Raw genomic sequence first — 26,042 nt, 5'->3', positions numbered from 1 at the left:
AAGAAACTTTAAATGGATGCTTTAGTTCAAGAAATCGACACAAAACTACACCAATGGCAACCTGACATTGCTCAACAAGTGCGACAATGCCTTGCAGAGATTATTGAACTGGCAGATCAGAATGCTTTAGATATTCTTCGTTCAAGAGTGGTTGAACAAGAAGTATTGGATTTGATTGATGAACCTGAAACTTAGTGAAGTGTGGCTGGTTGATTTAGGACTTATCATTAGGTTTGACTGCAATTCTCCAATACTGAAATGTTTCACCTCCAATCTGATCACTATTTTCCCGGTATATTTGCCGCAAGCACTCATAAAATCCTTGGGCTTCATTCTCCAATCCAAATGTCATTAAGCATTTTAATATACGGGTGATGCGAAGATAATTGTGGTCAAATATACAGACCCATTCACGTTTACGATTCAGATAGTCTTCTGACTGGCTGACAACTATTTTTCCATTATTACTCTCGTGACGTTGCAATCCATAAAACTGAAGCATGACAGTGAAGGAGCGCAACAAATTTTCACGTAGGTGTGAATTGTTGTGAAATGCTTGAATTACGTCCTCATCAACGATGGGTGCATCACGATTGAATGCACTTCGCTCAGGCAAAGGAAACAACCACTGAATGTAATCGTGGGCACACTCTAATTCTTCAAAATTCCAAGCCCAAATATCTTGAATCATGCGACCTTCTGAATCTCTTTGCTCCCCTAAATAGAACGGAACAAGCATTGCAGTGAGTTGTTTTTCATGATTCATTGCAAATTACCTTCACAAATCAACAACAGTAGCTAATTTTGTAGTTTTTTACACGAATTTTATTAAATAATTTACACTTTTGACTTCACTGCTGGCTGTGATGCTTGTAAAGTCTGAGGCAAACTCCAGTCGGGACGCAAGCTAGCGGCGTTGCGTAAATAGATATGATGAACCGAGGCAGAAGCTGGCAGATAAGCGTGAATTAAGAACCGAATGCAACGCTGTAAGCTGCCTTCAACGTGCATTTGCTGCACATCCAACATGGCCACATTATCCCAACCCGGACGCGCCCTGGCGATCGCAGCTGGAAAAATAGCATCCAAATCGCGTGTCACCGAAAAAGTCACACTAATCATGTCCCTAGGCTGGAATTGATTCCGGTTTTCCAGTTCATCTAGTAGTTCTTTCACTACCTCTTGCATTGCCTCAACAGTATTTTCGGCAACTGTTGTTGCTCCGCGAATCGCCCGCATTTGCCAGTCCACGCCAAAATCCTCCTTAAAAAACAAAAGTGAGGAATTAGGAGTTGAGAATGAGAAGTTAAGATTTTTAACTCCTAACTCCTGTACAGACGCGATTAATCGCGTCTCTCCTAACTCCTAACTCATATTAGGGTCGATATAACCACAACGGTAAACCACTGGTAGACATTTCAAATTCTAGCCAATCAATGCCGGCTCCAATTCCTGATGAAAACTGACGACTCCCCGGTAGAACGCGACTCAATAAGGGTTTACGTTCTTCTAGGGTATAGCAGAGAGTTTTTTCTGGGTCAAGACCTACCAGTTCGGCTGTCCAGCGACGAGCATCTTCTTCTGTGCCCAGCCGGTCTACAACACCCAATTGTAGGGCTTGCTGTCCAGTAAAAATCCGACCATCGGCGAAACTTTTTACAGCTTCTACTGTTAAAGAACGGCCATCAGCTACCGTTTGGACAAACTGCTGATAACTTGTGTCAATCAACTCTTGCAGGATGATTTCTTCTGGTTGAGTAAGTTGCCGATCAAAAGCCAAAATGTCTTTGTAAGGGCCAGACTTAATTACCTGGAAGGAAACACCGATTTTTTCTAGCAAGCGTTCCAAGTTATTCCCGCGCAAAATCACACCAATACTACCTGTAATCGTCCCTGGGTTGGCGACGATGTGTTCGGCTCCCATGCCGATGTAGACTCCTCCAGAAGCCGAAATATTGCCAAAGCTAGCGACGATTTTGATTTTTTCGCGCAAACGCTTCAGGGCGCTGTAGATTTCTTGGGAATCTCCGACTGTACCGCCAGGGCTATCGATACGGAGCAATAATGCCGGAAACTTTTTTTCTTCTACAGTTTTCAGGGCTTCTAGGACGCGTTTGCGAGTAGCACCGGCGATCGCACCAGTAATTTCAATCCGCGCAATTTGTTTTTTAAACTTGGGCTTAAACGGCCAAATCATGAGCTGTCAACATACCTCGTAATAAATTCAATATAAGATGCTCAACGGTCAGACGACCTGCTTTGCTCTGTTAAGAAACATGAGCAGGCGTTGTGAACATCAGGATTTTAAGGAAAATTTTATATTTTTCAGTGAGCTTTATTTGCTATTCTCGATCAATGCTAATCAAGTCCTTAAAGATTGCAGGTAACACAAAATGCCAAACTCTAGTCTAACGTCCAATCTGATGAGTTAGCAGAGATTATTTTAGATGCTTTGCCGAATTTCAAATTACCAAACCCTTGTTCTTCTGGCTTTTTGGCTTTTTGAGGTTCAGTTTAATAGGGTCGCGCACCTGCACCAGTTGTTAGTAATTAATAACTAAATAACTAATAAATATTTAATCAATAACTTGGACACTGAATTTAATTAATAAAAATTCATTCAGCAACGTTAATCTGTATTGAGGTTAAGACCAGTAGTACTTTCACTTTTGGAAATATCACTTTTCCCTGTCTCGTACAGCCCATGAGCGCCTCACGAAACTGTTTCTACTACTTAGTCAATTTATTCGTAAAATTTGATACTTATAGTAAACGTACATATCAAACAGTGCCCCAACGAAACTACAGGTCAAGCTAATTACAAATAATCCGCGTAGGGGAGTCCCACTGCCAAAGGTGGCGAGAAAATGCATAATCTCAGTAGCGATCGCCTCAGTCAACTCTTGTAAGCCAGGGAAGTGACCAATGAGGGATAGAAATAGCAATCCGCCACCAACGAGGAACATAGGAACGACAAAACTAAAAATGATCGTCAGTAGTAGGGAGCGGAGAAAGTTAGTAAAAATAGTCATTTCAGACAAACTCCGTGAGTAGAGATGACAAGAGCTAGATAGCGGGTTGTCATTTTCTACAATACGGGCGATCGCTCCAGAGCAAACAATCTGTCAAGAATCTTAAGTTTTCATTAAAAGAAATGGCTACTAGTTACGGCAGATGCTGGGGATATAAAAAATGACTTAAATCTATAAAAACCTTGCAAAATCAAGGTTATATCCAAGATTGGCACCTATTTATTGCTTTGCAGCACGTTTAATAACAGCTTCATTTTCTGAGAGCGTCTTTAATCTAAGTTAATATTCAGCCTTCTTAAGGGAGTGGGGAGTAGGGAGTAGGGAGCAGAGGGGAAAGAGGTAATTTTTAATTCTCCCCATTCCCCATTCCCATGACTTCCGCTATTCTTAAGGCAGTTACCGAGTTAGCTACAGAACATTGAACCAGACTAAATCCAAATCCAATTTAGGAGAATGGAGTCAGCGACTGCTGGCAGCGATTTTTCTGGGTGGACAAGTACTAGTTCACCTATTGAGGGGCAAAATCCATCGGCGCAACACCTTAGAACAAATGGCAGCAGTTGGGCCAGATTCCTTATTTATTGCCCTCTTGACGGCTATTTTCGTTGGTGCTGTGTTTACCATTCAGGTGGCGCGGGAATTTATCAACTTTGGCGCAGGAAACATTATCGGTGGAGTGCTTTCTATAGCGTTGACACGAGAACTCGCTCCCGTTTTGACAGCAGTGGTTTTGGCCGGACGAGTCGGTTCTGCCTTTGCAGCAGAAATCGGTACCATGAGGGTCTCAGAACAAATCGATGCCATGTTGATGTTAAGAACAGATCCAATCGATTACCTCGTTATTCCCCGCGTCCTTGCTTGCTGTTTAATGCTACCAATTTTAACCCTCCTGTCTTTGCTAACAGGGATGTTTGGGGGATTCATGGTTGCGATAAATATCTACAATCTGTCTGATACGGTATTCTTAGACTCAGCCCGTAACTTTCTTGGAATCTGGGATATTTTTAGCGCCATGATTAAGGCGTGTTGCTTTGGCATTTTAATCGCCGTAATTGGTTGCAGTTGGGGGTTGACGACAACAGGAGGAGCCAAAGGTGTCGGACAGTCAACTACAACTGCTGTTGTGACTGCCTTAATGATTATATTTGTGAGCAACTTCTTTCTTTCTTGGTTAATGTTTCAGGGGACTGGCAGTGCATTTATCGGCATGTAAAACTGATGAGTTAGGAGCAAAGCCGGAGATGCTCTGCCTTCGTTTAACAGTTAAGGGTTATGAGTTCAAACTCCTCACTCCTAACTCATGACTCCTAAAATAGATCAAGATGCCTACTAATAATGAAAGCAGGATTTAAGACTGTGACCAGTTCATTTGCTCCTAACACCACATCAACTGTGGAACTCAAGCCTAGTTACAATATACCTATAGTGTTGGTGATTACCGCTATTCCACTACTGTTGATACAACCGTGGGTAGGCTCCATTTTCACACTGTTTGGTTTGTTTCTCATGTTTCAGGCGTTAACGCTGCGTTTGCAATTTACTGCCACCGACTTAGATATTTACAGAAGCGAAAAATTGATTCGGCGCTTTCCTTACCAGGAATGGCAAAACTGGCGGATTTTTGGGAATCGAGTCCCCATCCTGTTTTACTTTAAAGAAATTAAAAGTATTCACTTTTTACCGATTTTATTTGACCCCAACACCTTGAAAACTTGCTTAGAACAACGTTGTCCGCGTATTTAGTGCTGAGTAGTTTTGATATAGACTCATAACTCAGCACTCATGCTCAGGACTTTTGTGGCTGGTCAATTGTAATATTTCTGAAAGCTATTTATTCGCGTCATAGGAATTACACTATTGTTTATGAACCCAGAGGCATCTCAAACCCCAGAACCAATTGATGAGCAGTTGGCAGAAAAACTAGAAGAGAAGAATGCTGTTGAACATCCATCTGTTGAGTCAGTGGTAGAAACAGAAGCCATTAGCTCATCAGAAGATTACACAACTTTTGAGCCACTCATTTCCAACGCAGAAGTTGTAGATTCTACAGTAGAGCTAACCGAAAATTCCAATGGCGAGTTTGTCGCCGAGTTAGAAGCGGAAAATGTCGTACTGGGATCAGACATAGAATCAGGAAATTATTCATTATATACAGAAGCAGAGGAGCGAGTGGCAGAGTTGCAGAGCGCCCAAGCCGCTCTCAAGTCAGAAATAGCCAAACTGCAAGCTTCTTACAAAAACCTTCAGGGACAAGTGAGTGAAACTCAAACCTCACTGGGACGACTCGTGCAAGAGTCGCTGGTGCAGTTAGAACAACGCAAACAAACCCTACAAATTTCTGTAGAACAATTAGAACGCCGTCAAGAACGTATCCGTAACGAGATGCGAACCACTTTTGCTGGTACATCCCAAGACTTGGCAATTAGGGTGCAGGGTTTTAAAGACTATCTCACGGGTAGTTTACAGGATTTGGCCTCTGCGGCCGAGCAGTTGCAACTGACACCAAGAGTGGTGGAACGAGAAAAACCATCTGTAAAAGAAGCTAAACCAGTTGAATCCCAACCTGGAATACCCCAATTTGCCCAACAGCAGTTTCAAGATACGACAAAGCAAATTCGCCGCATAATTGACCAATACCGCAATAAACCAGATTATTATGGACCTGCGTGGCAACTACGCCGGACTTTTGAACCAATCCACGCTGAACGTGTATCTAACTGGTTTTTTACCCAAGGGGGACGGGGCGGTTTGCGGACAATGGGTAGCCGTTTACAGAATATTCTAATTGCCTCAGCAGCAATTTCGATATTACACAAGCTGTATGGCGATCGCGTCCGTACTTTAGTTTTAGCTAATACACCTGAGCGATTAGGTGAATGGCGGCGCGGCTTGCAAGACTGTCTGGGAATCGGTCGCCCAGATTTTGGCCCAGACCGGGGTGTGGTATTATTTGAAGCATCAGATGCTCTGGCTCAAAAAGCAGACCGATTGACGAAAGCCAATCAACTGCCCTTAATTATCATTGATGATTCAGAAGAGCAAATCAGTTTATCACTGCTGCAATTTCCCCTGTGGTTAGCTTTTGCTCCTGACCCCAAAATAGTGAGAAACTATGATGACGACTTTTAAATTAAATGAGTCATTAGTCACTTGTACTGAGCGCAGCCTCTCGTAGAGAAGTATTGGTCATTAGTCATTAGTCAAGAGATATTACTCTTGACTTTTTTAAATTTTGAATTTTGAATTTTATTATGGCTATCTGGTTAACTTTGTGCTTGCTAATTGTGCTTATAGCTTACCTGCTGGGTTCTTTTCCCACTGGGTATATTGCTGTGAAGCAGTTAAAGGGTATTGATATTCGAGAAGTTGGTTCAGGTTCCACTGGCGCAACTAATGTACTAAGAACCTTGGGGAAAGTACCAGGAGCATTGGTTTTAGTAATTGATTCCTTAAAGGGAGTATTAGCGATCGCTCTAGTTTACTGGTTGTTCAATTTTGAGCCAATTCAAAACTATATACCTCCAACGGTAGATGCACAACTATGGCAACCGTGTTTAGTAACTTTAGCTGGGTCAGCTGCCATCCTGGGACATAGTAAATCAATTTTTTTGGGCTTTACTGGTGGTAAATCTGTTGCTATCAGCTTGGGGATTTTATTGGCAATGAGTTGGCAAATAGGTTTAGCAACAGCAGGTGTGTTTGCCCTCGTTGTGGCGATATCGCGGATTGTCTCTTTGAGTTCAATTGTCGGGGCGATCGCAGTTCCCATTTTCATGCTACTTTTACATCAACCCTTACCCTATATTCTGTTTGCAATTGCCGGTGGGTTATATGTGATTTTGCGCCATCGCACTAATATTGAACGACTGCTTGCAGGAACAGAGCCAAAAATTGGGCAACCTGTAGCGACAGAACCAGAACAAACTGCATAAACCAAGAATCCCCAGGCTTGAAGCTGTGGGAGTTGTCAAGAACGAACCTTACCTTTAATTAAACGGTGGAAAAGGCGGCAAGGCCACAAAAAAGCTCCACAAATACTTACTGAGGCGATCGCGGCCACAACTCGCCAAGTCGAACTAGTCCCAGTGCTAGACTGTGAAGGATGAGCCTGTGTATTTTTAGCTAGTTCTGGCATTGAATGAGATAGCTGACTGGCTGTACTCACCCCTTCAATGGCTGCTCCAATTAGATAAGCTCCTAGGGCGATTACTAGCCAGTGATTCATAATATTCAATTGTTTGAACTCTGAGCGTATACTTGGCAGTGAGCAATTATTTGATTTCTCGTACTTAATGATTGCCGCCTTGTCCAAAGGATAATCTACCTTCAGCCGTATCGCGAATTAGGGGCAGTTTAGATTTTATATAAGTATTAAGGGTGCTATCTGCCTGGGCATCAATCCCCTGTTTAGCTTTTAACTGATGGAGGAGCAATTGTACTAAAGCAGCATCGTCGAATTGGAGCAGGGTGCTGACCTGGGTAGACTCGATTACAGCCCAGAGCTGTTGCATCATTTTGGCAGTGACCATGAAGCCTGTAACCTCTTAAGCTTTTCTTCATATTTACACGAATTTGGAATTTGTGGTTAGTTTTTATCTGAAGATTTATAAAGATAGAGGCTAGAAACGCCTGATTAAGTAGGTAGGTATAATTAGACATAAAATAAAATCCTAGTTCGTAGTGAGCGATTCATCGCTCAAAACAAGGATTGTCAGGACTAAAGTCCTGACTACAAACTTTAAGTTATGATGTATCTCAATTGATTTAAATACAACAATGCCTTGCAAGAGACCTATTGTGAAACTCTCGCACAAGCTCCTTCTTGGCCAGAAGGATCGGCAAAAATTGCTAAGGTGTGATATTCAGGGTTATCTGTTCCATATATCACTCGAAAAGTATACAATTTGTTTCTACCTTGCCCTTCGGTAACAACTGTTAAAAGTGTATTACTAGTGTTAGGAAGTCCGGGAATATCCAGTTTTTTAATTCGTCTGAGTTGTATTACATTCGCGGCTGAGTTTTTACAGTCTCCCGAACTACTATTAGGTTTTGGACCATACTGCATACATACTGGTCCATCAAAGTCTATAGTTACTTGTGATGGATCGTTTAACCAAACTTTTTTAATTACTTCTCCAGCCGGAATAAAGCTTAAATTTGTTCCTTCTTGATACCAAACGGTGATCGTAGGTATTAGTCCCCCTAAACCCTGTGCTTGACAGGAAAATATAGAACGCAGAACGGCGTTATTAGCTACGGCCCGACCTAACAACAAGAACATAGCAACCGAGAAAATTAAGGAAGCTATAGGTAGGAAATAAGAACGTTGTGTGGTATTTCCTGACAATTTAGTATTATTTTTCATGGTTGCAAATATCTAAAATTGGTATAAATCCTACCTTCTAAAACTGGGTTGGTTGATTAACGTATATTTCAACATTTGTGCCGGCTGGCAAAAACCAAACATTATTTTGTTGTGACATTTGGGCGATCGCCTGTTGATTACGTTGGGCAATTTGGGGTACTATAGAGTTCAAACCACCTTCCACAAGCCCAGCTGCAAGGTTGCGTTGGGGCTGACTGACAGTAGTAATTGTTGTGCTGCTACTGGTGGTGCTGCCACCGCCGGTGGTATTGGGGGTGCTAGTGGTAGTAGTAAGTGGTATAAGTTGAGTATTAGGGACATTGATTAACTCTGCGGCTTTACTAATACCCCCCAAAACGAATAGTCCTGTATCCATTGATGATATGGATGAACCTTGACTGGGAAATTTATTTGCGATTAAAGGTTTACCTTGGGTACCGCGAAGAATAATCGCATTGTTGGGTAAGCTTTGTTCTATAGAGTTGCCATTATTTGGCGAGATAACTTTAACTACGTTCATCTGCAAAAGACCTTGGTCGGAAAGGGAACGAATTTCAGTGAGGAATTCGGTGTTTGCAGGTAGAGCGATCGTACCATCCTTAGATTTTAGGGGTTCTTGCAATCGGATCACAAATACGTTTTTGTTTTCGTCTGTGTCACCACCACCACCACCACCGCTTGACTTACTACTTTCCCCAAATATCGCTGTCGCTAACACAGCTTTCGCACTACTCCCAACTGCTACAGACTTCTGTCCCTGCGGTTGCGCTTGACTAACCACAGGAGTTTGGCTAGCATTGGGGCTTGGTGTCTGTTCTTGGGTATTATTATTTACAGGTTCAGAAGCGGCTGCAATAGGTTGATTGCTAGCATTTACTTGACCATAGCTACCTAACTTTGATAACCTGATCCACTCTTCAATGGGGCTTGGTGGAGATGGTGGAGTTATATTAACTACTGGTTGAGTGTTTGGGTTGACAACTGGTAGTTGGGGTGATGGCAAAGGTTGATAAGTAGGTGCTTTAACGATGGGAGCAGCCGCCACTGGTTGAGGTATGTAAACTGTTGGTGCGGGTGTTGGGATCACGTTCTGTCTATCTATGGAAGAAACTGACGGTTTTTGTAAGGCTAGTGTGGGCGTTGATTTAGCAATTCTGAGTTGTTGTTGGGCGGCTTTTACCAGTTGTGCTTGTTCAGTCAGGGCTAATTTCGTTTTGAGAGTATCTACTTCACCTTCTAGCTGTTGAGAGCTAGATTCATCAATGGGCTGCGATCGCACTTCTGGTGAGACAATAGTTTTTGGCTTTTGATTGCTGGTACTCATCAACCGGGACAAAAACACACCACCGACCAAAACTATCGCTAAGGTAGCAGCACCTACCAAGGCTAACTTTGCAAAGGGATTAGATGAGAGGGATTGCTGAGTCTGAACTTCTTGTGGTTGAGAAATCAACTCTTGCGGCGTTGCAGGGTCTTCTGAACCTTCGGTATCGGTAGAAGAAGAAGGTTCTTCTTCAAAGCCGACCAACCTTGACATCCGTGATTCCCAATCTAAAGATTCTACTTCTGGTTGGCGATCGTCGGTGTTTAGAGTAAATCCATTTTGGAGAGGCGTTTCCGTAGGAATTGAGTATTGAGTCATGGTAGACCTTGGTTGGGATTTACAGAACAATTCTTATCTTGGATTTCACAGACATTATAAATTTCTAGTCTGGCTTCACCAAGGCGGTAAGCTGCGAAGTACGACGGTGGTGCTGCATTTGGTAGTGAAGTCGCTGGTTTCTCTATTGATCTAACTAAAATTTGTTTATTAAAAGAAACTGATTTTCCCAACTTATCATAACCGCTAAAAATCAACTGATTGGCAAGCATCTCCACTTTCCACTTTCCCTTGCCTATTTCTGTAGGCTGAGAAATTTTTTGAATTACTAATACATTCTCCGTTCCTCTATTAACATTTTCAAATTGGCTATCTGGATTTAAATTAGTAAGTTGTGACTTAAGTTTTTGTTTAAAATCATCAGCTACCAGTTGGGAGGTAATTTCCCAGACTTGTGTGGGCGGTTGTTGCTCTGACCAGGTAAGCATTAAGCTCATAGTTTCACCCACAAAACGCCGAATAGTCTCTGGTTGTCGTTCTAAATTTTGTTGAGGGTCTACGGTTATAGCATGACCATCAACAAGTTGTACTAAACTTTGAGGTGTAAGTTGCTGACCTAACTGTTGTAACATAGAACCATGAAATATTAGTAACAGCAAGGTAAATAGATGTAAACCAAGGGTTCCTACTGCCAACAGTGGCAAGGGGCTATTTTTCTTATTTTCTGGTTTGAGTAATTGCATTAATAATTGATTATATAAATTGGACTATGAGCCAGCGAATTAGAAATCTATTATCGGATAAAGCTATCAGATGTTTGTCCACTTCCACATTGCTTTAATTGACCTCCGTTCAGGTTGTTGTAGTTATCTAGCAAACATAAGTTACGAATTTCATAAATTTCTAACCTATCAGTGCGGACACTATAAATTGCTTTTTGGAGGTCGGTGTCATTATCGGCTTGGGGATTAGCAAAATAATCTGCTGCACGTACCAGGAAATCTTTATTAAAAGGAGTTATGAGTTTTGCACCACCGACTCGGTTTTTTTGAATTAAGTTGGCTACCATACCCACTCGCCATTTACCTGGGGCAATTTGTTTTGGCGGATAAACCCGCTTAATAACTAATTGTGATGTCATCACTTGGTCGGGATTTTCAGAGAAAACTTCTGGCGGTGTCATTTCTGCAACTGTGCTTAAGAAACCTTTGCGAAAGTCTTCTGATAAGGCAAAACTAGCTACCCAACTGCTGGTACTAATTCTTTGGCTACCACCTTGAGGTGTGTTAATAAGTATTCCTAAATCGGATTTGGGGTTTGCGACTTCTTCAATAGTTTGTGGTGGTAGGGTTCCAGACCAGGTAAACATTGATATCATCGTTTTACTGACGAATTGGCGAATTGCTTCTGGTTCTCTTGCTAAATCATCAATATTAGCTACTGGTTTACCGTCGATTAATTGCACAAAGTTGGGAGGCTTTCTCAGACTGAGTTGCCGGATATTTAACCCTTGTAATATGAATAAAAATAAAACTAATATATGTAAACTGAAGGTAGCGATCGCAAAAACTGTTAAAGCACTTCCCGTTCTTTGTCTTTTTTCTAGTAAACGCACCATTTCCTCACCTCCTCCTGCAAAAAAACTTCATCTATTATATATGATGATTTGCATCTACTATATGTTAGGGTGTGTGATCCCGTAGACTAACGCACCCTAACCTTTGGATGGTGCTACGTGTATTTCCAAAATAAAACCAGATTCTTATAGTCAACAGTTACGACACTTGCCAAAATTTTATTCATTTGGAATTTCCTATATCCTCTCCTTTACTAAAGAAGCCGTATTGTTGATAGCGCTGAAGACTGCAAAACCGCCAGCAGCAGCCACAAGTAAAGATAAAATTGGTGCTAAAATTCCCAGAAAAATGATGAACCACATTAAGTCTGGATCAACATTAGCATTTTGACCTGGGCCATTGACAATAACTGCGGCAGTCAGCACGGCAATAATATTAAATGAAATTTTGGCGATTCCAATAGATAAAAACCCAGTCAGCCATGCAAAAATTGGTTTACCAGCTACAGGTAGCAAAGACCCACCTACCGCTATTGGCCCTAAAGCTGCTATCAGCAACATACTAGCTTCGATCAAATTCTGAAATGCATATTGCAAGGAAACTAAAAAGTTTTTGATGCTTGTTTGAACTGTAGAACCTAACAAAGAATTAAATGAGGCTTCTGACACACTGCCAGTGCCATATCTAATATTATCTACCTTAGTTTGTAGTCTAATTATCCAGCTTTTATTTCCATAAATATTTCTATATTTCTGCCAGAGAATGTTGACTTTTTCACTAGCTTTGACAAAGCATTGACTCTGTTGTTCGCCAGTAAGTGACTGGCAAGGACGCAGGAAAGAACCAGCTACTTCTTCAGCAACACTCATATTCAGTGCTTGTTGGTAAATTTTATTCGCATCTGCTGTTACTAATACTTGCTGATTCACAGTGTTTAAAAAATTCCGCACTCCCAGTGTCAAACTAGAAAGCATACTTCCCTTGGCTGAATTACTTAAGAGTAATACCACAATAAAAGGCCAAATTAAAGCTGATATGGGACGGGTATATTCGTAGGATAGTAAGTCTCTGAGGAATTGTATCATAAAAAATAACAGGGTTCCTACCGCAAAAAAAATGCCCAGATTTGTCAGCGCTCCATACAAGTTATTACTGGTGTTATTTTGTAATAAATCCAGCCATTGTTTGTCCCAACCTTCGGCAATACTTTGGGAAGTTGCGGTGCCATTATCAATAATCTGATCAATGCCTACTTGGGCAAAAATTAGTTTAATAGCAAGTTGCATTTTGAGTTTATGGGCTGTTTTTTTGAGATTTCGTAGGGTGCGTTACCTTCGTAACACACCATGCTGGATGTTTTCGGTGGTTTACACCTTCTATGGAAAATTAGAGTTTTATCCTCAAATAGTCCTTATTAGGTTTTCTGCCAAACAAATCTAGTTGAGAAGTCGCTCGTAAAAGTCGCGCTGCTTCTGTAGATGTTTCTACTCTGCGAGCGCGATTTGCCTCTTCCGACTGCTGAGAAATGTTTGCCAAATTTAAGTTTGAATATTGCAAAGACTGATTATTTTGTAATGTCTGAGCAAATGTTTCAGCTACAATTTTTACTTGTTCCTGTTGAATTTTAAGGGTTTGTTCTTGATTAGCGCCTAGCAATTGTGCTAAAACCGCAGCACCTGGGTCTGCAGTAGCGATTTTACTATAATCAATGTTAGAAGGAATTAAACTGAGTAAACTTTGGCTCTTTTGGTCGGCTGTCTGAGCAAATCCTACAATATCTTGCAGACTTTTCTCAGTATTTTCTAACTTCGCTTTTGTCCTAATTTGTCCATTTTGACCGAGAATACCTACCGCCACTCCACGGGTAATTAGACGATTGAGTTCACTACTAACTAAATTTCCACGGACTGCTGAATTATTCTCAAAGCGGTCTGCTCTAGAGTCGGAACTAGAAGAGTAGAGAATCAAATTATCACGAAGCTTTTGTCCAGCTCCCACGGGATCAGGTATCCTCAATTCTCCCTTGGAATTATTCAGAGCATATTGACTCTGTACTTCTACAGGCTTTAAGTTGTCGCTCAGATTATATTGAAGGTAATTTTGCAAATCTGTGGAATATGATTGAAAATCAGTCCAAACCTGGCCTAAGTCGCCCGTCTGAATTTGTGCCATTGCTGGTAGTATTGCCAGAGATAACAAAGTAAAAGTGAAAATGGTAGTTTTTCTCATACATCTGTGCCTGAAAAAAGTAGACGATATTATGTAGTGTATTAGCTGCTTACAGAACCTGATTAACTACTACGTAGAGTTGCCACTAACTGGCGTGCAAATGCAGAAATTGCTTCATATTTATTGCTGTGAGACTGCATCATTTTACTACGTGCAGTTTGTTCAGACGGGTTATTAGCAACTGCTGCCAATTGTTCGTAACCTGGATAATAACGGCAGAATGTATAAATACCGTTATCATCTAGTAGCCATTGGCTATAAACGCCTTCTTTCCGAGGAAAAAAGCTTTCTGAGGCATTACGAGAAATAACTTGGCGGGGATATTTCAAGATGTCTGCAAAACTGTCAACTGCAACTGGCTGAATGCGTCCAATCAATCGTGTTGTCAGGTTTTGCAAAATTTTCGATGCGGCTTTAGATTTGGCAATGGTATCAGGATCTTGTCCTGATAAGATGACTCTAATGCCGGCTTTAGCACCGTTCGCACAAATTCTGCCAACTAAGTCGGAAATTTGCTCGAATTCAAATAAAATTGGCGCTTCATCGATAAAGAATATGGAAGCGGGACTACTTAATGCGCGTCGTAATGCTGCTGAATATGCACTCAATGATAGTACGGCGGCATCTTCACTATCTGATAGGTTTCTGAGAGCAAAAACTAAAAGTTGTGCATCGGTAGGAAAGCTAGATGGTGCAGAAATGGCTTGTCCCACGCGGCTAGAAAGCCAAAATCGCAAGCGCAGCTGAATTTGACTCAGACCGTCTTCAACTCTGCCACTTAAGGAACTTAGCTGCAAGTGTTCTGGTGAGCAGAAAAAGAGAAAATCTTTTAAGGTTGGGGTTTTTTGCCAAGCATGAGTGCCAAATCCTCCCGCCATCGCCTGTCGATATCGCTCTTTGATGCCCTCATCTGCAAAGAAGGCTTCTAAAGCTAAGTTGAGGAGCGATCGCACGGTTTGCGATAAAATCTGACTTTCGGTAGACGATCCTAAAACCATTGTCATTAACGCTGATTCGAGGAAGGCGGTATAATCGTTGAAGCGATCGCGCTGTTGTTCTGGTTCTAGCGATCGTAAATCTGGCTGTTCAAATAAGTTATTCGATTGTTTGGATATATCAAAATAGGCTCCATTTGCCCCCATAAACTCTGTGTAATCAGTAAAAGTAGATGTCCCATCAGGTTTAGGGAAATCTAAGGCCACAACTGGAATCCCATGCGCTAAAGCTTGAGTTAAAATTCCTGACACCAACACCGATTTACCAGCACGAGTTGTCGCAAACAAAGCTAAATTTTTGTGTTGATTAAATAAATCTAAATGTACGGGTGTTCCGCCTTCTTCAGCAATCAACTCAAAGCCTTGTTTATCACCCCGTTTAGTTAAAACTAAAGGCATTAATCCAGGAACTTCACTGGTTAAATATAGCTGGCGACGGTTGAAGGGGGTTGCTAATAAACCTTCCCAAACTATCGGTAGAGTTTGCAGCCAAATTTTCCAAGCATATTCAGTTTCCCTAATTACTCTGGCTGGACGTTGAAAACAGTTTTCAATATATCTTGTTGCCTCATCTAATTTCTCGACAGTTGGACGATGTACTAAAATGACAACACTCGTATAAATCGGGACTGCACCTTCAAATAATTGTTCTTGGGCTGCTACCGATTTCTTTAACTTTAATTGAGCATTGACATCAATAGTTTTACTTTTTTCTTGAGCCATAATTGTGGTCATATTTGACTGCTTCAGCACTCGTTGCAGAGTAGTTTTCACCATTGCTGGATTTGCAGCAGTCAACTCACAAAAAATCTCTGTATCTACTACTGTTTCTCTGGCCAACAGTTCCCATAGATAGCGCAGTTGCACAGATTTATTCGGCCAACCGCCCGGTTTTTCGAGAAATGACAGTGCGCCAATATAACGATTGTTAACATTAACCCAACGGCGATCGGCACAAGGTACACTAGATTCCATCAGCAAAGTTGTGCCGTGGATATTCTCTATCAGCAATTTAGTACTAGCTAAATCTGAATTAACTTGCTCATGCAGTCCTTGTTCATCTAAAGTCATTAACTGGGGAATATCTATTGGATCTGTATCATTAAACCTTCTCCAGACTTCTCCCCAGAGTTCATCAGCTTTCAAAGGCTTGACATCCAAGCCCATTTGGTTAGATAAAATTTGTTCCCAACGGAGAAAACCCTGTTTGTAAGCATTTGACATCAGGGTTTCAATGCGTTGGTTTTCTACTTCTGAGAGTTCACCTTTGAACTTCAACCACCACGATTCAGCTTTGACTAAAAGCTTTTCTATCCAATCATCTCCATGTTGGGAGTTGGATTCAATGGTGTAAGTGACATAAATCCGCAAAAATTTAGGCTTCCGAATCCCAGAAATAGTTAGTTCTTTGACTCTGGCTCTCTCGGCCATCAACAAATATTTGATGTCTCGTGATGGCGCATTTTTTATTAGTGTTGCTAATTCTTTTTGGCGCTCCTTATCTGAACTAAAAGAACCCAAGTGCAGTGTCATTCTTTCACCGCTAGGGATGTCTTTTAATCCGGCTTCAATGTTATTAAAAAGTGTATCTATTTGTTCAGGTCTTAAGGTGGTATGAATTCCCTTACAATCAAAACCAAAAACAAAGCAGAACCGATCTTTTTGAGTGCCTTTTGTCAAAAGGTAAGCGCCAATATCACGTCCATTCATTGCCACACGCAGCATTGTTGCCAAGTGCAAGGCATCTTCAAATGGTGTTAATCTACTTTCACTTCCGGCGATGCCGACGCTTTGTTTTCCGATTTTTTGCTTCATGGTTAACTTCCAGTAAGCTTTGATAACGAGCAAAGCCTCTTGTCCAAGCGGGAACGCCGATAAATTTACTTAAAAAACTCCAACTCCTACCACCAGTTAAAATCCACCAAGTTCCTATTCCCCAACCGGTAATTAGTACTGTCCACAACCATTTTTGAAACTCTTCTTGGAAAAGACCCCCAAAAATCCCATTGATCATAAAATAGGAGGCTAGGGCAATTACCGTCCAAGGAAGAATTTGATCGGCAGGAATTGGTCCTAACGAAGGTTGGCTTCCCAGAACCTGATTTACTGGACGAAATTCTTGTTCCCGCTCTTGAGACATTTGAAATATTTGAATTATTTACTGCTATCGCCAATTACAAAGCGTGTGAGTACATCAGCAATGGTAACAGCAACAACCACTAATAGGGGAGTTCTGGCAATGCTTTGCCAATCTTCATCTTTACGCACTGCGTTAATCACACCAACTAGAGAGATGGCAATATAGAGTAAGTAAATCGCCCGCAACACATTAAATATCAAACTTACTGCTGTGTCGCTACCACCAGCATTGGCTCCTGAACCATCTTGTAAGGTTTTTTTGAAAAACTTTTCAGCTTCGCCAAAAAACTGTGCTTGTGCGGGGGCTGCAAAACAGTCTAACCAATATAAACTGAGAAGGATCGCTGCTGCTAAAATTTGTAATCCTATTAGCGATCGCCTTGGTAAATTAAACTGCTGCCCAATTTGCTGGGTAATAACTGCAATTAAACTACCAACTAGTAAGCAAAACAGCAGGATAGGACTTCTTAGGCTGATAACGCTAACGAATACAGCACAAGCAATCAAAAAAGGTACAGATTCAACCAAAATAGCCAGACAGGATTTAAAACCCTGTCTGAACTTATGAGATTCTTTCGCCGCACTACCAGTTAAAGCTTTGAAAAAGTTTCTCTCGTGAGAACCTTGTCTAGACATTTGCTAATTTTCCTATGGTGTACTATAATTTATCTTTTATCAAATTTTACAGTTACTACAATTTAACATGCTTTAACATCATTATTAATCAAATTCTGAGCTTGTACTAGAGTTCTACATTATTATGAAGTTAAGTTAACATAATATTAAGATTTATATAAAACTCAATATCTCTGATTTGAGAGGCTGGATTGCAAATCTCGATATTGAACTGCTAGAGTCCTTCTCGACTTTGAGAATCTTCTCATACATTTAGCTAGCTTTGATAAACTAACTTCCAAGCCTTGACTTTCCTTACCTCACAGGGATTTTAGGCTAAGTGCTATAAGTTTTTGCAGTTTGGCGTAGACGTGTAGAGGTGAGCCAACGCGATCTTAAAGGTTTCCCTGATGAGCGACTGACATTCAATGTCGTAACCAGTGCCGAGTAAAATGAGACCAACTCAGCACAAAGAAAGTCTGAAGGCGATCGCCTTCAGACATTGAAAGAAATACATATTTATTTTGAGCCTCAAGTGCCACAAGAAATAATGCATCCTTACTTCAATCCCCTAAATCTATCTATGAACTAACTCAGCACTGATATCATGTCCGCATAATTAGTTATGATTCCCACAGTCATTGCACCCCACCGCTTTGTCTCCCCTCCCGAAGAGCGGGGAGGGGAGACAAAGCGTAGCTTTGGCGGGGTGGGGTTCTTCAGGTTTGATAAGTAATCAAGCGGACATGATATGGCTCAACGCCCTGCTATCACTAACATAACAGCACCCCTGAACTGGAGACTTGTCAAGAGACATCGCTCTTTGAGTGGCTCTCTATAGACTGGATATTTGTGAATATACTCAAGGAGATTTTGATTATTGTAGAAAAATGGTCAAATCCAAATTTGAACGATTACCATTTTTCTACACACAAATTAGATTTCAGACTAAGGTACAAACTTAAACACAGTTCCTAAATTAGAACTACCGCCAAAAGAGGCGGTACCGTATAAGGCACCACTTGAGAGCTGAATTAGCGTGGACTGTGGCGTTGCCCCGTTAGTGCCATTAAAACTAATTAAGTCGGTGATGGTTGCCCCAGTCAGCTGATAGATAACTCCTTTGTTATTTGCCCCACCAGCAGAAGCTGTGCCATAGAAGTTACCATTGCTTGCTTTTATGAGTGCAGCTGTTGGGTTAGCCCCATTAGTGCCATTAAAACTACCAACTAAAACGGGTGTACCCCCACCGATGGGAACCTTAAATATAGCTCCCTTATTGTTAGCTCCACCCACTTTAGTGGTGCCATAGAGGAATCCACTAGATTCAATTAATGCAGCCTGGGGATTTGCCCCATTAGCGCCACTAAAGCTATATGAAGTCAGTACTCCTGCGGGAGTTAACTTGAACACAACTCCTTGACCACTTGTTCCACCGGCAGAGGCAGTACCGTAGTAGTTTTTATCGGTAGCTGATAGCAATCTTGCTAATGGAGTTGCTCCATTAGTACCGTTGAAGCTGACAACGGTGGTTAGTGTACCGCCAGTGGTGGGAACCTTGAATACAGTTCCTTTATTATTAGCCCCACCTGTAGAGCTTGTCCCCCACAATATATTGGCATTAGCATTGTCCGCAATCAGTCGGCCTGCTGGGTTAGCCCCTGGATTGATCCCACTAGCACCTGTGAAATTCACAAGAGTTGTCAGGGTTGTATAAGTTGTTTCTGCCAACTTAAACAGAGTGCCGAGATTACTCGTGCCACCTGTAGAGGTTGCCCCATATAAATTGCCATCGGCTGCTTGGAATAATCTAGCGACTGGATTAGTCCCTTTGTTGATTCCAGATGCTCCGGTGAAGTTGACCAGTGTGGTCAGAGTAGTGAAAGTAGTGGTAGGACTTAACTTGAATGCAGTTCCATTACCAGAAGTGCCACCAGCAGAAGTGGTTCCATAAAGAAGTTGATCTTTCGTATTCGCAAGTACACCAGCTGTTGGCGTAGCTCCGTTGGTGCCGTTGAAATTTACAACAGTAGTCAATGTTCCAGCAAAGGCTTGTTGGAAGGGTAGTACTAATGAAGAAGCCAAAACAGTTAGGGAAGTTAAAATCAATACCCTATTTTGGCTCTGGCGTTGTTTGTACAGATTAATCATGTTTATTGAATACCTCAAAAAAGTTTAGTGGAGACGGAATCGTAGCTAGTTCTAAGGGACTGACAAGAAATAAATTATCCATTTTGTGGGGTGGGCAACATGAGCGTTCTAAATCTGGGACGGGTGGGGACACCCATCCCACAAAAAATTTGGGATGTTTTTTTATTTGTCAACCCCTAACGGATTTTGTGATGGCTGCGACTCACGATTAATACCAATTTGAAAAATGATTGCTGCTACAGATATAGTTTGGGAAGCCAGTGCCTCAAAATCTTGTATGTGTTGGGTTTAACCCCGTGATCTACAAGATATTGCTATAACTTTAGTCTGCGTATTGAGCATATTCTGATCTAAAAATTGGTATAGTTTACCAACTCATACACTAAAAAAAATTAGCGCATTGAACTAGTACGACACGGCGGAAATAAAGCAACCATTTTAAATAGCCAGAAAGCCTACAAAATAAGCATTCTTTCTTTTTACTTTTGCCTTTTTACTTTTGCCTTCTTGAACTAGGCATTAGTGAGAAAATGCCTTAGATGTTGGTATAACCCTATTTGAAAAGGAATCAGAAAGCCTCTTTCTACCTACACCACAAAACCCGTACTAGCACTGAGTCAATAACGTGAATGGCACGATTAATGATTTCGTTACGTAGCATAAACCACTATTTATTTTTTTTGACGTCGTGAAAAACACAAAAAACAGTGAAAAATTCACAATTTTGGCAGAAATAGCCGTTAAGTTTCGATTCAAAATAGGTTCAGATAGTGTGCTTTTTGTCAAGAAAACTGATGTATTTAGTAAATTCTATTAAATACTCATTAAAACCTCTAAAAAATCTTAATCACCAAAACCACATACTCAGCGAAAATTTCCGATTTTACTCTGACAAAAGAATAAAAAACGCAAAAAAACTACTTTTCAAACACCTCTAAATTCCAGAAATATATTTAAGTTTTTTAATCATTCCATAATGTAATCATGACTTGAGCTTTACCTTGACATTATACTGTTGATTTCGTTGGCAGAATTTGACAGCTATTATTCATAGCAGTCCTAAAAGATTTGTGATGTGAAATACCGACTTTCTTTACTTCGCACCTTAGCGGTAGATTGTCGCAAATTGCTGCACATCTGCATGAGAGAAACTGGTTTTCATGATTCAGATAAAAATGCCATCCGAAATAAGTAAGTGGATAAAATTAAACATGGCTTTTTAAAAAGGAATAAGAGGCTGAGGATGGGAATTGACGCATGATTCATAGTACCTAGCAACCACTCCCTTATACCAAAGCCAATAAATGTTTATTTATATAAACTTACTTTGTGAATGTAGAGATTTTAAGTAGCAAATAATCATGTAACAGGGTGGATTAGTAATAGCTTAACGCCCTCTAAATCTTTAAGGTTTTGCCTTAAATTTGCTCTACATTCTTCAGAGTTTTGTGAAAATCTTTGATTGATTAACAACCCTTCTTATGCAAATTCATTTTGCTTATCCAAGGTTGTTGGCAATCTCCAATTAATTAACTTCAAGGAGCTTGAGATGGTTTTTTATCGCGGTCGCCTAAATACTTTGACAAGTACAATTTCAGTACTTGCTATCACAATTGGTTTAGTAGCAGGTCAATCTGCTAGTCAGAAATCTTTAGCTCAGACCTCCACCAGCCCTGCCCGAGCCGGAGTCACCTCCATAAATGGTGTAGGTGCAAGCAGTGTAAATACTTTGTTTGTCGGTACAGGAACTACCGCTCCTCTTAGCCCACAAGGTTCATGGTTTAACGTTTACGGTATTGGAAATCCTTCAACCCTCAATCCTCCCGGAGCAATCAATGGGACTGTCACATTTAGATATGCTCCCGTTGGTAGTGGCGCAGGGGTAACAGGTTTTCTCACTCAAACCGTACCACCAGTACCACCTAATACTAGTACCATCTTAGCCCCAGTCTCTTTTGCAGCTACTGATGCCCCCTTAGTAGGTACAGAAAGAGTTACTGGCGCTCCCAACGATGCTCCCACCCCCGCAGGCACCCCCCAAAATCCTGTTCCATACGTCCAAGTTCCTGTGATCAGCGTCGGAATTGCCTTAGCTTACAACCCCAGTGGTCTAAATATACCAGCAGCTGGACTTAAGCTCTCACGAGCTACTTACATTGGTATTCTTAACGGCACTATCACAAATTGGAATGCTCCCCAAATTAGAGCAGATAACGGTGGCGCAATAATTTCAGTAAATAAGCCCATCGTTGGAGTCTATCGTAGTGACAGTAGTGGTACTACTCTTGCTTTAAGCAGTCATCTGAAGGCAGCATTTCCTACATGGAACAGAGGAGTTGGTGAAGCAAGTACTAATACTGGTACTCTACCACCAGCAGCAGGTACAGTTATTTGGCCATCCAATTTCACAGGTGCCTCAGGAGGTGGAGCTGTAGCCACCAAGATCCAAACTACTCCTGGTGCAATTGGTTATGTGGATAGTGCTACGCGGTTAGCTAAGAATCTACCAGCTGCTCTCTTACAGAACAAGGCACTTGTTTACAATTCCATCTCATCAACTACAATTTCAAATGCTTTTGTCGGTGCGACTGACCAAGATCCAAATCCCCGCCGGATTAAAATTGTAGTCACTGATCCAACAGCTGCAAACGCTTATCCCATTGTTACCGCATCTTACGTGTTATTTTATGACAAATACGCAGACGTTAAGGTAGCGAATGGTATTAAAGGATTCATCAACTGGGCTTTAGGAGTACCATCCATTCCTGCTAGTCCCGACCCGAACGCTATAGCTATAGCTCGTGGATATGCTCCTCTTCCCACTGCGATTAAAACTCTGTCTCGTAATCTTGTCAATACTTACGTGGATACCACTTTTAATCCAGCTCCATAATTGCGTGAATACCATTATTTGGTCTTAAATGCTCTTGGCTCTCTTAGGTTTATCAAGAAAATCAATAAGCGATAGCACGCTTGATTTTCATAGAATTCTGGATTATTACCAGAGCCGGAGTTTTTCCGGCTCTGTTCCTGAAAGCTAATTGACACTGTACTCAGCTAAAAATAAGGGTTTGAGTCAATGGAAAAGATTGCCTACCCTACTTTATGAGATGATGCGATCGCAATCAGTATTTATCCTTTCCTTGGCTTAAAAGTCAGAATTAATAGATTTTTTGTGACTTTTTACCAAATATCTATCGGTTATAATTTTTTTTAAATTTAACCTATCAAATATGTTAATATTATTAGTTTGGTGTCTCAAAATTAGAAACGTGGCAAAAAGAGGGGATTTGCCGTTGTATAAATGGAAACCGATGCTGAAGAAGTAACCGCTATTCAGGCGTGTAAGAGATATCCAACGGATGGGTCATAGTCTCAGGGTTAATAGAGCTAATACCTTTAGAGACAAGAGTCTTCAGCATTCCAAAAATTTAAATTTTAGTTAGCCGAACTGTATTGGAATACATCGTGTGACACTGATACATCTAACTGTAAAAAAATGTGCTAAGAAGAACGGACAAGTCTAGTGTGTCACAACCCAGACAATATACGGATACTACTTGAACTTATGCCCACGGATATAATTACCCGTCCTGAGTCCCTCACAGAAGATTGCTTCTTTACTTACGCCCTTGGGACTGATTTACATGATACTAATTTGACAGCCAAATATTTACGCCGAATCAGAAAAGAAGATAAACCATATATCGATATCGCTGTTTCTCCCAGGCCGGGCTATCGGTTTGAGGTTTGCCTTATCCCTGTTGAAGGGTTTGCTCAAGAAACAATATTGACAAAAGATGGGTTCGCCAAAGCTTTAGCGATTATTTGTGCTGTATCTAACAAAGCTAGGAAGCGATTCCCTTCAGGAAATGGACAAGATATAGTCAGGTGTCAATTTAGTAACTTAGCTGATGCAGTAGCTGTTGCAAATAGACTCTCTGCATTGCCTTCTGATATGTATGAAACTCTCGCCAAGTTACCAAATGCTTTGTAATATTGCATTTGCTTGAATGTTGATTATTAGGACTGATGCGGAGATATTTTAATGGTACACAACTAGACGGACAAGAGAATAAAAAACTCAATAGTTCATATTTCATCTTTTCAGAAAAGGCTTGTTATACAAGACTTTTGACTTTAATGTACAATAATTCAAAGTGAATTTTTTTTATGCCTACAAGTCCTTTGCGTGAAGAACCTCGTAACCAGCGAGCGCCTGTAATTCGTACAAGTAATGAGTTTATTCTTTTGGAATGGCTAAAGTCAACTGGTCGTCTAATTGAGCGTGAACATCAAGAATCTGAGTATCTAACTGAAGTAGAAGAAATTTCGGAAATGATAGACCTTGATGATATCCCTTACGATCATGACGATGACGATGCTGATATGGATTTAGAAGCCTAGTATTTTAATTCGTAATGACGCTCGATGACTCGCTAACGTAATTCGTAATTGTTGTACTGCAAGTGCTGCATTTAGTCTGAAAGGTTAAGATTCCCGGCTTTTTAGAGAAGTCGGGAATTTTATAGCGCTTCTCTGTTGAGTGCAACACAGACCTAACGCCCAGCCCCTTCCCTACCTGACAATTCAGCAGCATCTGGAAAACCTCACTTCTATTTCTCTCTTCCTTTAAGGAGAGAGACTTTGAATTTTCCCCCTTCCCTCCTAGGGAAGGGGGTTAGGGGGTTAGGTTTTTGGTGGACTTTTCCACATAACGTGAAAAGTCAGCTTCCCTACAAGGGAAGGGGAGTAAGATCAAAGCCTCTCTCCTCTTAGGAGAGAGGTCAAAGTGTATTACATCCAAGCGAGAAGCGCTATAGTATTAAAATGCAAGTGGGTTTAATTGTTGGACTTGAGTAATAGATAAAATAATTGGCCATTGCTGACTGTAACACCAGCGCGATCGCCTGCTATTTTCCCAGTACCTAAAAAATAATCTACTCTACCTGCACCTTTAATTGCGCCTCCGGTATCTTGGTCAAGAACATAGCGACTAACAATGCGCTCTTCCATTTTTCCGGTAGGATTAACAAAGGGAATGGAAGCGCGAATCAACGCTAAAGCACCAGGAGGCATGAGGGATTTATCTGTAGCAATAGAACGCTCTGCTGTTAATGGTACGTTGATAGAACCTTGGGCTGGTTCGCCGTGGTTTTCTTGAAAAAAAACAAAGCTGCGATCGCGCGGTATATAAATATTTAATTCTTGGGGATGCTTTTGGAAATAGTCGAGAATAATTGGCAGAGTTATACCTTCTAGAGGTAATTTGCCATCATTCACTAATTGTCGGCCAATGCTTTTGTAGGTATAAGCGGTATTACCTGCATAACCGATTGTTGTTTGAGTACCATCGGGAAGCTGAAGTCTCGCAGAACCTTCAATTTGAGCTAGATATGGTTCGAGGCGATCGCGAAACCAAAACAACTCTAATCCTCGTAATTTTCCTTTTGCGCTTTGCAAACCATCTACTCCTTCCAATTCTTCGCGTGTAGGATGAGGTTTAGCCCAGGAGTTGAAATCGGGAGGTAAGCGATAAACAGGATAGCGGTATTCTGTAGTGGAGACGCGACTGGCTGCGTAGAGTGGCTCATAATAGGCGGTGAATAAGACGGAACCTTTGTGATCTTTACCCACTGATTGGTAAAGAACAAATTCTCGTTCGATGGCTTGATGTAATTCTGTGGCAGAATTAGTTTTTAATAGAAGTTCGCGGAATCTTTTCAAGCTATTGAAGACGCGATCGCGCGTAATCCCAGCCACCGGATAGTTTTGATAAGCAGCCGCCGCATTAGCTGTTTGCAGGTATTGGAGACTGTGAGCGATCGCACTAATCAGTGCTTTTTTATCTGGTATTTGTCCATAGACAACTTCATCTAAACAAGAGGCATCACCTTGACAACAAGTAACTGGTAGTCTCTGAATTAATGGTGCTTTTTTCTTTTGTGAAAATGCATCTTGATTTTCAGCAGTCAAGGATACTGGTATATCCCATTTTTTCACCTGACATTCTGGCGAAATGAGTTCTCGATGCGCCAAGGATTGCATTCGCACCAGTAAAACCGACAAAACTACAGGTAAGCTGATGGCGATAATTTTATTAAACTTCCCTAACCAAGCAAGCGTCTTCTTCATCAAAATTAAAAATTTTTGAGATTATCCCACCTCACTCAAATTCCAAAATCAAAAACCGAAAATAATTTAATTATTTCACAACACAAAATTTTTCCCCAATTCCCAATACTTCTCTACGAGAGGCTGCGCCAACGACTTCTCTACGAGACGCTACGCGTAGCTTCCCCGGAGGGGTACGCTCAGTACAAGTGCCCAATGCCCAAT

Annotated in this window: 25 protein-coding genes; 8 read left to right on the top strand and 17 right to left on the bottom strand. The window is 41.2% G+C overall.

The genetic code is table 11. From position 1 onward, the window contains the following. Window positions 1–12: 12 nt before the first annotated feature. Window positions 13–195: a hypothetical protein gene (locus V7K97_RS27020; RefSeq protein WP_334804059.1), complete on the top strand. Its 183-nt coding sequence runs from the start codon at window positions 13–15 to the stop codon at window positions 193–195. A gap of 19 nt (window positions 196–214) precedes the next feature. Here V7K97_RS27020 and V7K97_RS27015 read toward each other — a convergent pair whose 3' ends face one another. The 4 genes from V7K97_RS27015 to V7K97_RS27000 all read right to left on the bottom strand — a co-directional run bounded on the left by V7K97_RS27015 (window position 215) and on the right by V7K97_RS27000 (window position 3,032). Next, the gene (locus V7K97_RS27015; protein WP_334804058.1) at window positions 215–766 is read right to left on the bottom strand and encodes an opioid growth factor receptor-related protein; all 552 of its coding nucleotides are present in this window, start codon (window positions 764–766) and stop codon (window positions 215–217) included. A gap of 71 nt (window positions 767–837) precedes the next feature. Next, window positions 838–1,251: a chorismate mutase gene (gene aroH / locus V7K97_RS27010; protein ID WP_334804057.1), complete on the bottom strand. Its 414-nt coding sequence runs from the start codon at window positions 1,249–1,251 to the stop codon at window positions 838–840. Window positions 1,252–1,375: 124 nt separating this feature from the next. Beyond that, window positions 1,376–2,197 (bottom strand): signal peptide peptidase SppA, encoded by an 822-nt coding sequence (gene sppA, locus V7K97_RS27005; RefSeq protein ID WP_334804056.1) that lies wholly within the window; start codon window positions 2,195–2,197, stop codon window positions 1,376–1,378. Window positions 2,198–2,738: 541 nt separating this feature from the next. Beyond that, window positions 2,739–3,032, bottom strand: coding sequence for a hypothetical protein (locus V7K97_RS27000; protein WP_334804055.1), 294 nt, complete (start codon window positions 3,030–3,032; stop codon window positions 2,739–2,741). A 418-nt stretch (window positions 3,033–3,450) separates the two neighbouring features. Here V7K97_RS27000 and V7K97_RS26995 point away from each other — a divergent pair, with 418 nt between their 5' ends. From V7K97_RS26995 to plsY, 4 genes are all read left to right on the top strand, one after another. Further along, window positions 3,451–4,245, top strand: coding sequence for an MlaE family lipid ABC transporter permease subunit (locus V7K97_RS26995; RefSeq protein WP_334804054.1), 795 nt, complete (start codon window positions 3,451–3,453; stop codon window positions 4,243–4,245). A gap of 122 nt (window positions 4,246–4,367) precedes the next feature. Continuing rightward, window positions 4,368–4,775 (top strand): DUF3119 family protein, encoded by a 408-nt coding sequence (locus V7K97_RS26990; RefSeq protein ID WP_334804053.1) that lies wholly within the window; start codon window positions 4,368–4,370, stop codon window positions 4,773–4,775. Window positions 4,776–4,895: 120 nt separating this feature from the next. Next, window positions 4,896–6,161, top strand: a complete 1,266-nt coding sequence (locus V7K97_RS26985) for a DUF3086 domain-containing protein (protein ID WP_334804178.1) — start codon at window positions 4,896–4,898, stop codon at window positions 6,159–6,161. Window positions 6,162–6,283: 122 nt separating this feature from the next. Further along, window positions 6,284–6,964: a glycerol-3-phosphate 1-O-acyltransferase PlsY gene (gene plsY / locus V7K97_RS26980; protein ID WP_334804052.1), complete on the top strand. Its 681-nt coding sequence runs from the start codon at window positions 6,284–6,286 to the stop codon at window positions 6,962–6,964. A gap of 35 nt (window positions 6,965–6,999) precedes the next feature. Here the strand turns inward: plsY and V7K97_RS26975 are convergent, their stop codons facing one another. The 12 genes from V7K97_RS26975 to V7K97_RS26920 form a co-directional block, all read right to left on the bottom strand. Next, the gene (locus V7K97_RS26975) at window positions 7,000–7,257 is read right to left on the bottom strand and encodes a hypothetical protein (protein ID WP_334804051.1); all 258 of its coding nucleotides are present in this window, start codon (window positions 7,255–7,257) and stop codon (window positions 7,000–7,002) included. 64 nt (window positions 7,258–7,321) lie between these two features. Continuing rightward, a complete protein-coding gene (locus V7K97_RS26970; RefSeq protein ID WP_334804050.1) occupies window positions 7,322–7,561 on the bottom strand; it encodes a hypothetical protein in 240 nt (79 codons plus the stop codon). Between the two features lie 263 nt (window positions 7,562–7,824). Further along, window positions 7,825–8,397: a hypothetical protein gene (locus tag V7K97_RS26965; RefSeq protein WP_334804049.1), complete on the bottom strand. Its 573-nt coding sequence runs from the start codon at window positions 8,395–8,397 to the stop codon at window positions 7,825–7,827. Window positions 8,398–8,434: 37 nt separating this feature from the next. After that, window positions 8,435–10,039: a hypothetical protein gene (locus V7K97_RS26960; protein ID WP_334804048.1), complete on the bottom strand. Its 1,605-nt coding sequence runs from the start codon at window positions 10,037–10,039 to the stop codon at window positions 8,435–8,437. After that, window positions 10,036–10,740: a hypothetical protein gene (locus V7K97_RS26955; RefSeq protein WP_334804047.1), complete on the bottom strand. Its 705-nt coding sequence runs from the start codon at window positions 10,738–10,740 to the stop codon at window positions 10,036–10,038. The genes V7K97_RS26960 and V7K97_RS26955 overlap by 4 nt, the downstream gene beginning before the upstream one ends. A gap of 50 nt (window positions 10,741–10,790) precedes the next feature. Continuing rightward, window positions 10,791–11,615 (bottom strand): hypothetical protein, encoded by an 825-nt coding sequence (locus V7K97_RS26950; protein WP_334804046.1) that lies wholly within the window; start codon window positions 11,613–11,615, stop codon window positions 10,791–10,793. 195 nt (window positions 11,616–11,810) lie between these two features. Next, window positions 11,811–12,860 (bottom strand): hypothetical protein, encoded by a 1,050-nt coding sequence (locus V7K97_RS26945; protein WP_334804045.1) that lies wholly within the window; start codon window positions 12,858–12,860, stop codon window positions 11,811–11,813. 100 nt (window positions 12,861–12,960) lie between these two features. After that, window positions 12,961–13,803 (bottom strand): hypothetical protein, encoded by an 843-nt coding sequence (locus V7K97_RS26940; RefSeq protein ID WP_334804044.1) that lies wholly within the window; start codon window positions 13,801–13,803, stop codon window positions 12,961–12,963. Between the two features lie 62 nt (window positions 13,804–13,865). Beyond that, on the bottom strand, window positions 13,866–16,613 hold the full coding sequence (locus tag V7K97_RS26935) for a hypothetical protein (RefSeq protein ID WP_334804043.1): 2,748 nt from the start codon (window positions 16,611–16,613) through the stop codon (window positions 13,866–13,868). Beyond that, entirely contained in the window at window positions 16,567–16,938 is a 372-nt protein-coding gene (locus V7K97_RS26930; protein ID WP_334804042.1) for a hypothetical protein, read from the bottom strand. The genes V7K97_RS26935 and V7K97_RS26930 overlap by 47 nt, the downstream gene beginning before the upstream one ends. Window positions 16,939–16,952: 14 nt before the next feature. After that, window positions 16,953–17,573: a hypothetical protein gene (locus V7K97_RS26925; RefSeq protein ID WP_334804041.1), complete on the bottom strand. Its 621-nt coding sequence runs from the start codon at window positions 17,571–17,573 to the stop codon at window positions 16,953–16,955. Window positions 17,574–18,500: 927 nt separating this feature from the next. Next, window positions 18,501–19,703 carry a choice-of-anchor tandem repeat GloVer-containing protein gene (locus tag V7K97_RS26920; protein ID WP_334804040.1) on the bottom strand — a complete coding sequence of 401 codons (1,203 nt, stop codon included), beginning with the start codon at window positions 19,701–19,703 and terminating at the stop codon, window positions 18,501–18,503. 1,549 nt (window positions 19,704–21,252) lie between these two features. Between V7K97_RS26920 and V7K97_RS26915 the strand changes: the two genes are divergently transcribed. The 3 genes from V7K97_RS26915 (at window position 21,253) to V7K97_RS26905 (ending at window position 24,110) form a co-directional block, all read left to right on the top strand. Beyond that, complete coding sequence (locus V7K97_RS26915) at window positions 21,253–22,596, top strand: substrate-binding domain-containing protein (RefSeq protein WP_334804039.1); 1,344 nt, start codon at window positions 21,253–21,255, stop codon at window positions 22,594–22,596. Window positions 22,597–23,271: 675 nt separating this feature from the next. After that, window positions 23,272–23,700 carry a hypothetical protein gene (locus V7K97_RS26910; protein WP_334804038.1) on the top strand — a complete coding sequence of 143 codons (429 nt, stop codon included), beginning with the start codon at window positions 23,272–23,274 and terminating at the stop codon, window positions 23,698–23,700. Window positions 23,701–23,876: 176 nt separating this feature from the next. Continuing rightward, window positions 23,877–24,110, top strand: coding sequence for a DUF3134 domain-containing protein (locus V7K97_RS26905; RefSeq protein ID WP_334775704.1), 234 nt, complete (start codon window positions 23,877–23,879; stop codon window positions 24,108–24,110). Between the two features lie 435 nt (window positions 24,111–24,545). Here V7K97_RS26905 and mltA read toward each other — a convergent pair whose 3' ends face one another. After that, window positions 24,546–25,838 carry a murein transglycosylase A gene (gene mltA, locus V7K97_RS26900; RefSeq protein ID WP_334804037.1) on the bottom strand — a complete coding sequence of 431 codons (1,293 nt, stop codon included), beginning with the start codon at window positions 25,836–25,838 and terminating at the stop codon, window positions 24,546–24,548. Window positions 25,839–26,042 lie beyond the last annotated feature (204 nt).

Source organism: Nostoc sp., from assembly GCF_036917815.1.
GTDB lineage: Bacteria > Cyanobacteriota > Cyanobacteriia > Cyanobacteriales > Nostocaceae > Nostoc.
Note: the sequence above shows the minus strand (reverse complement) of the source record. Positions and strands in the feature narration are given on the sequence as shown.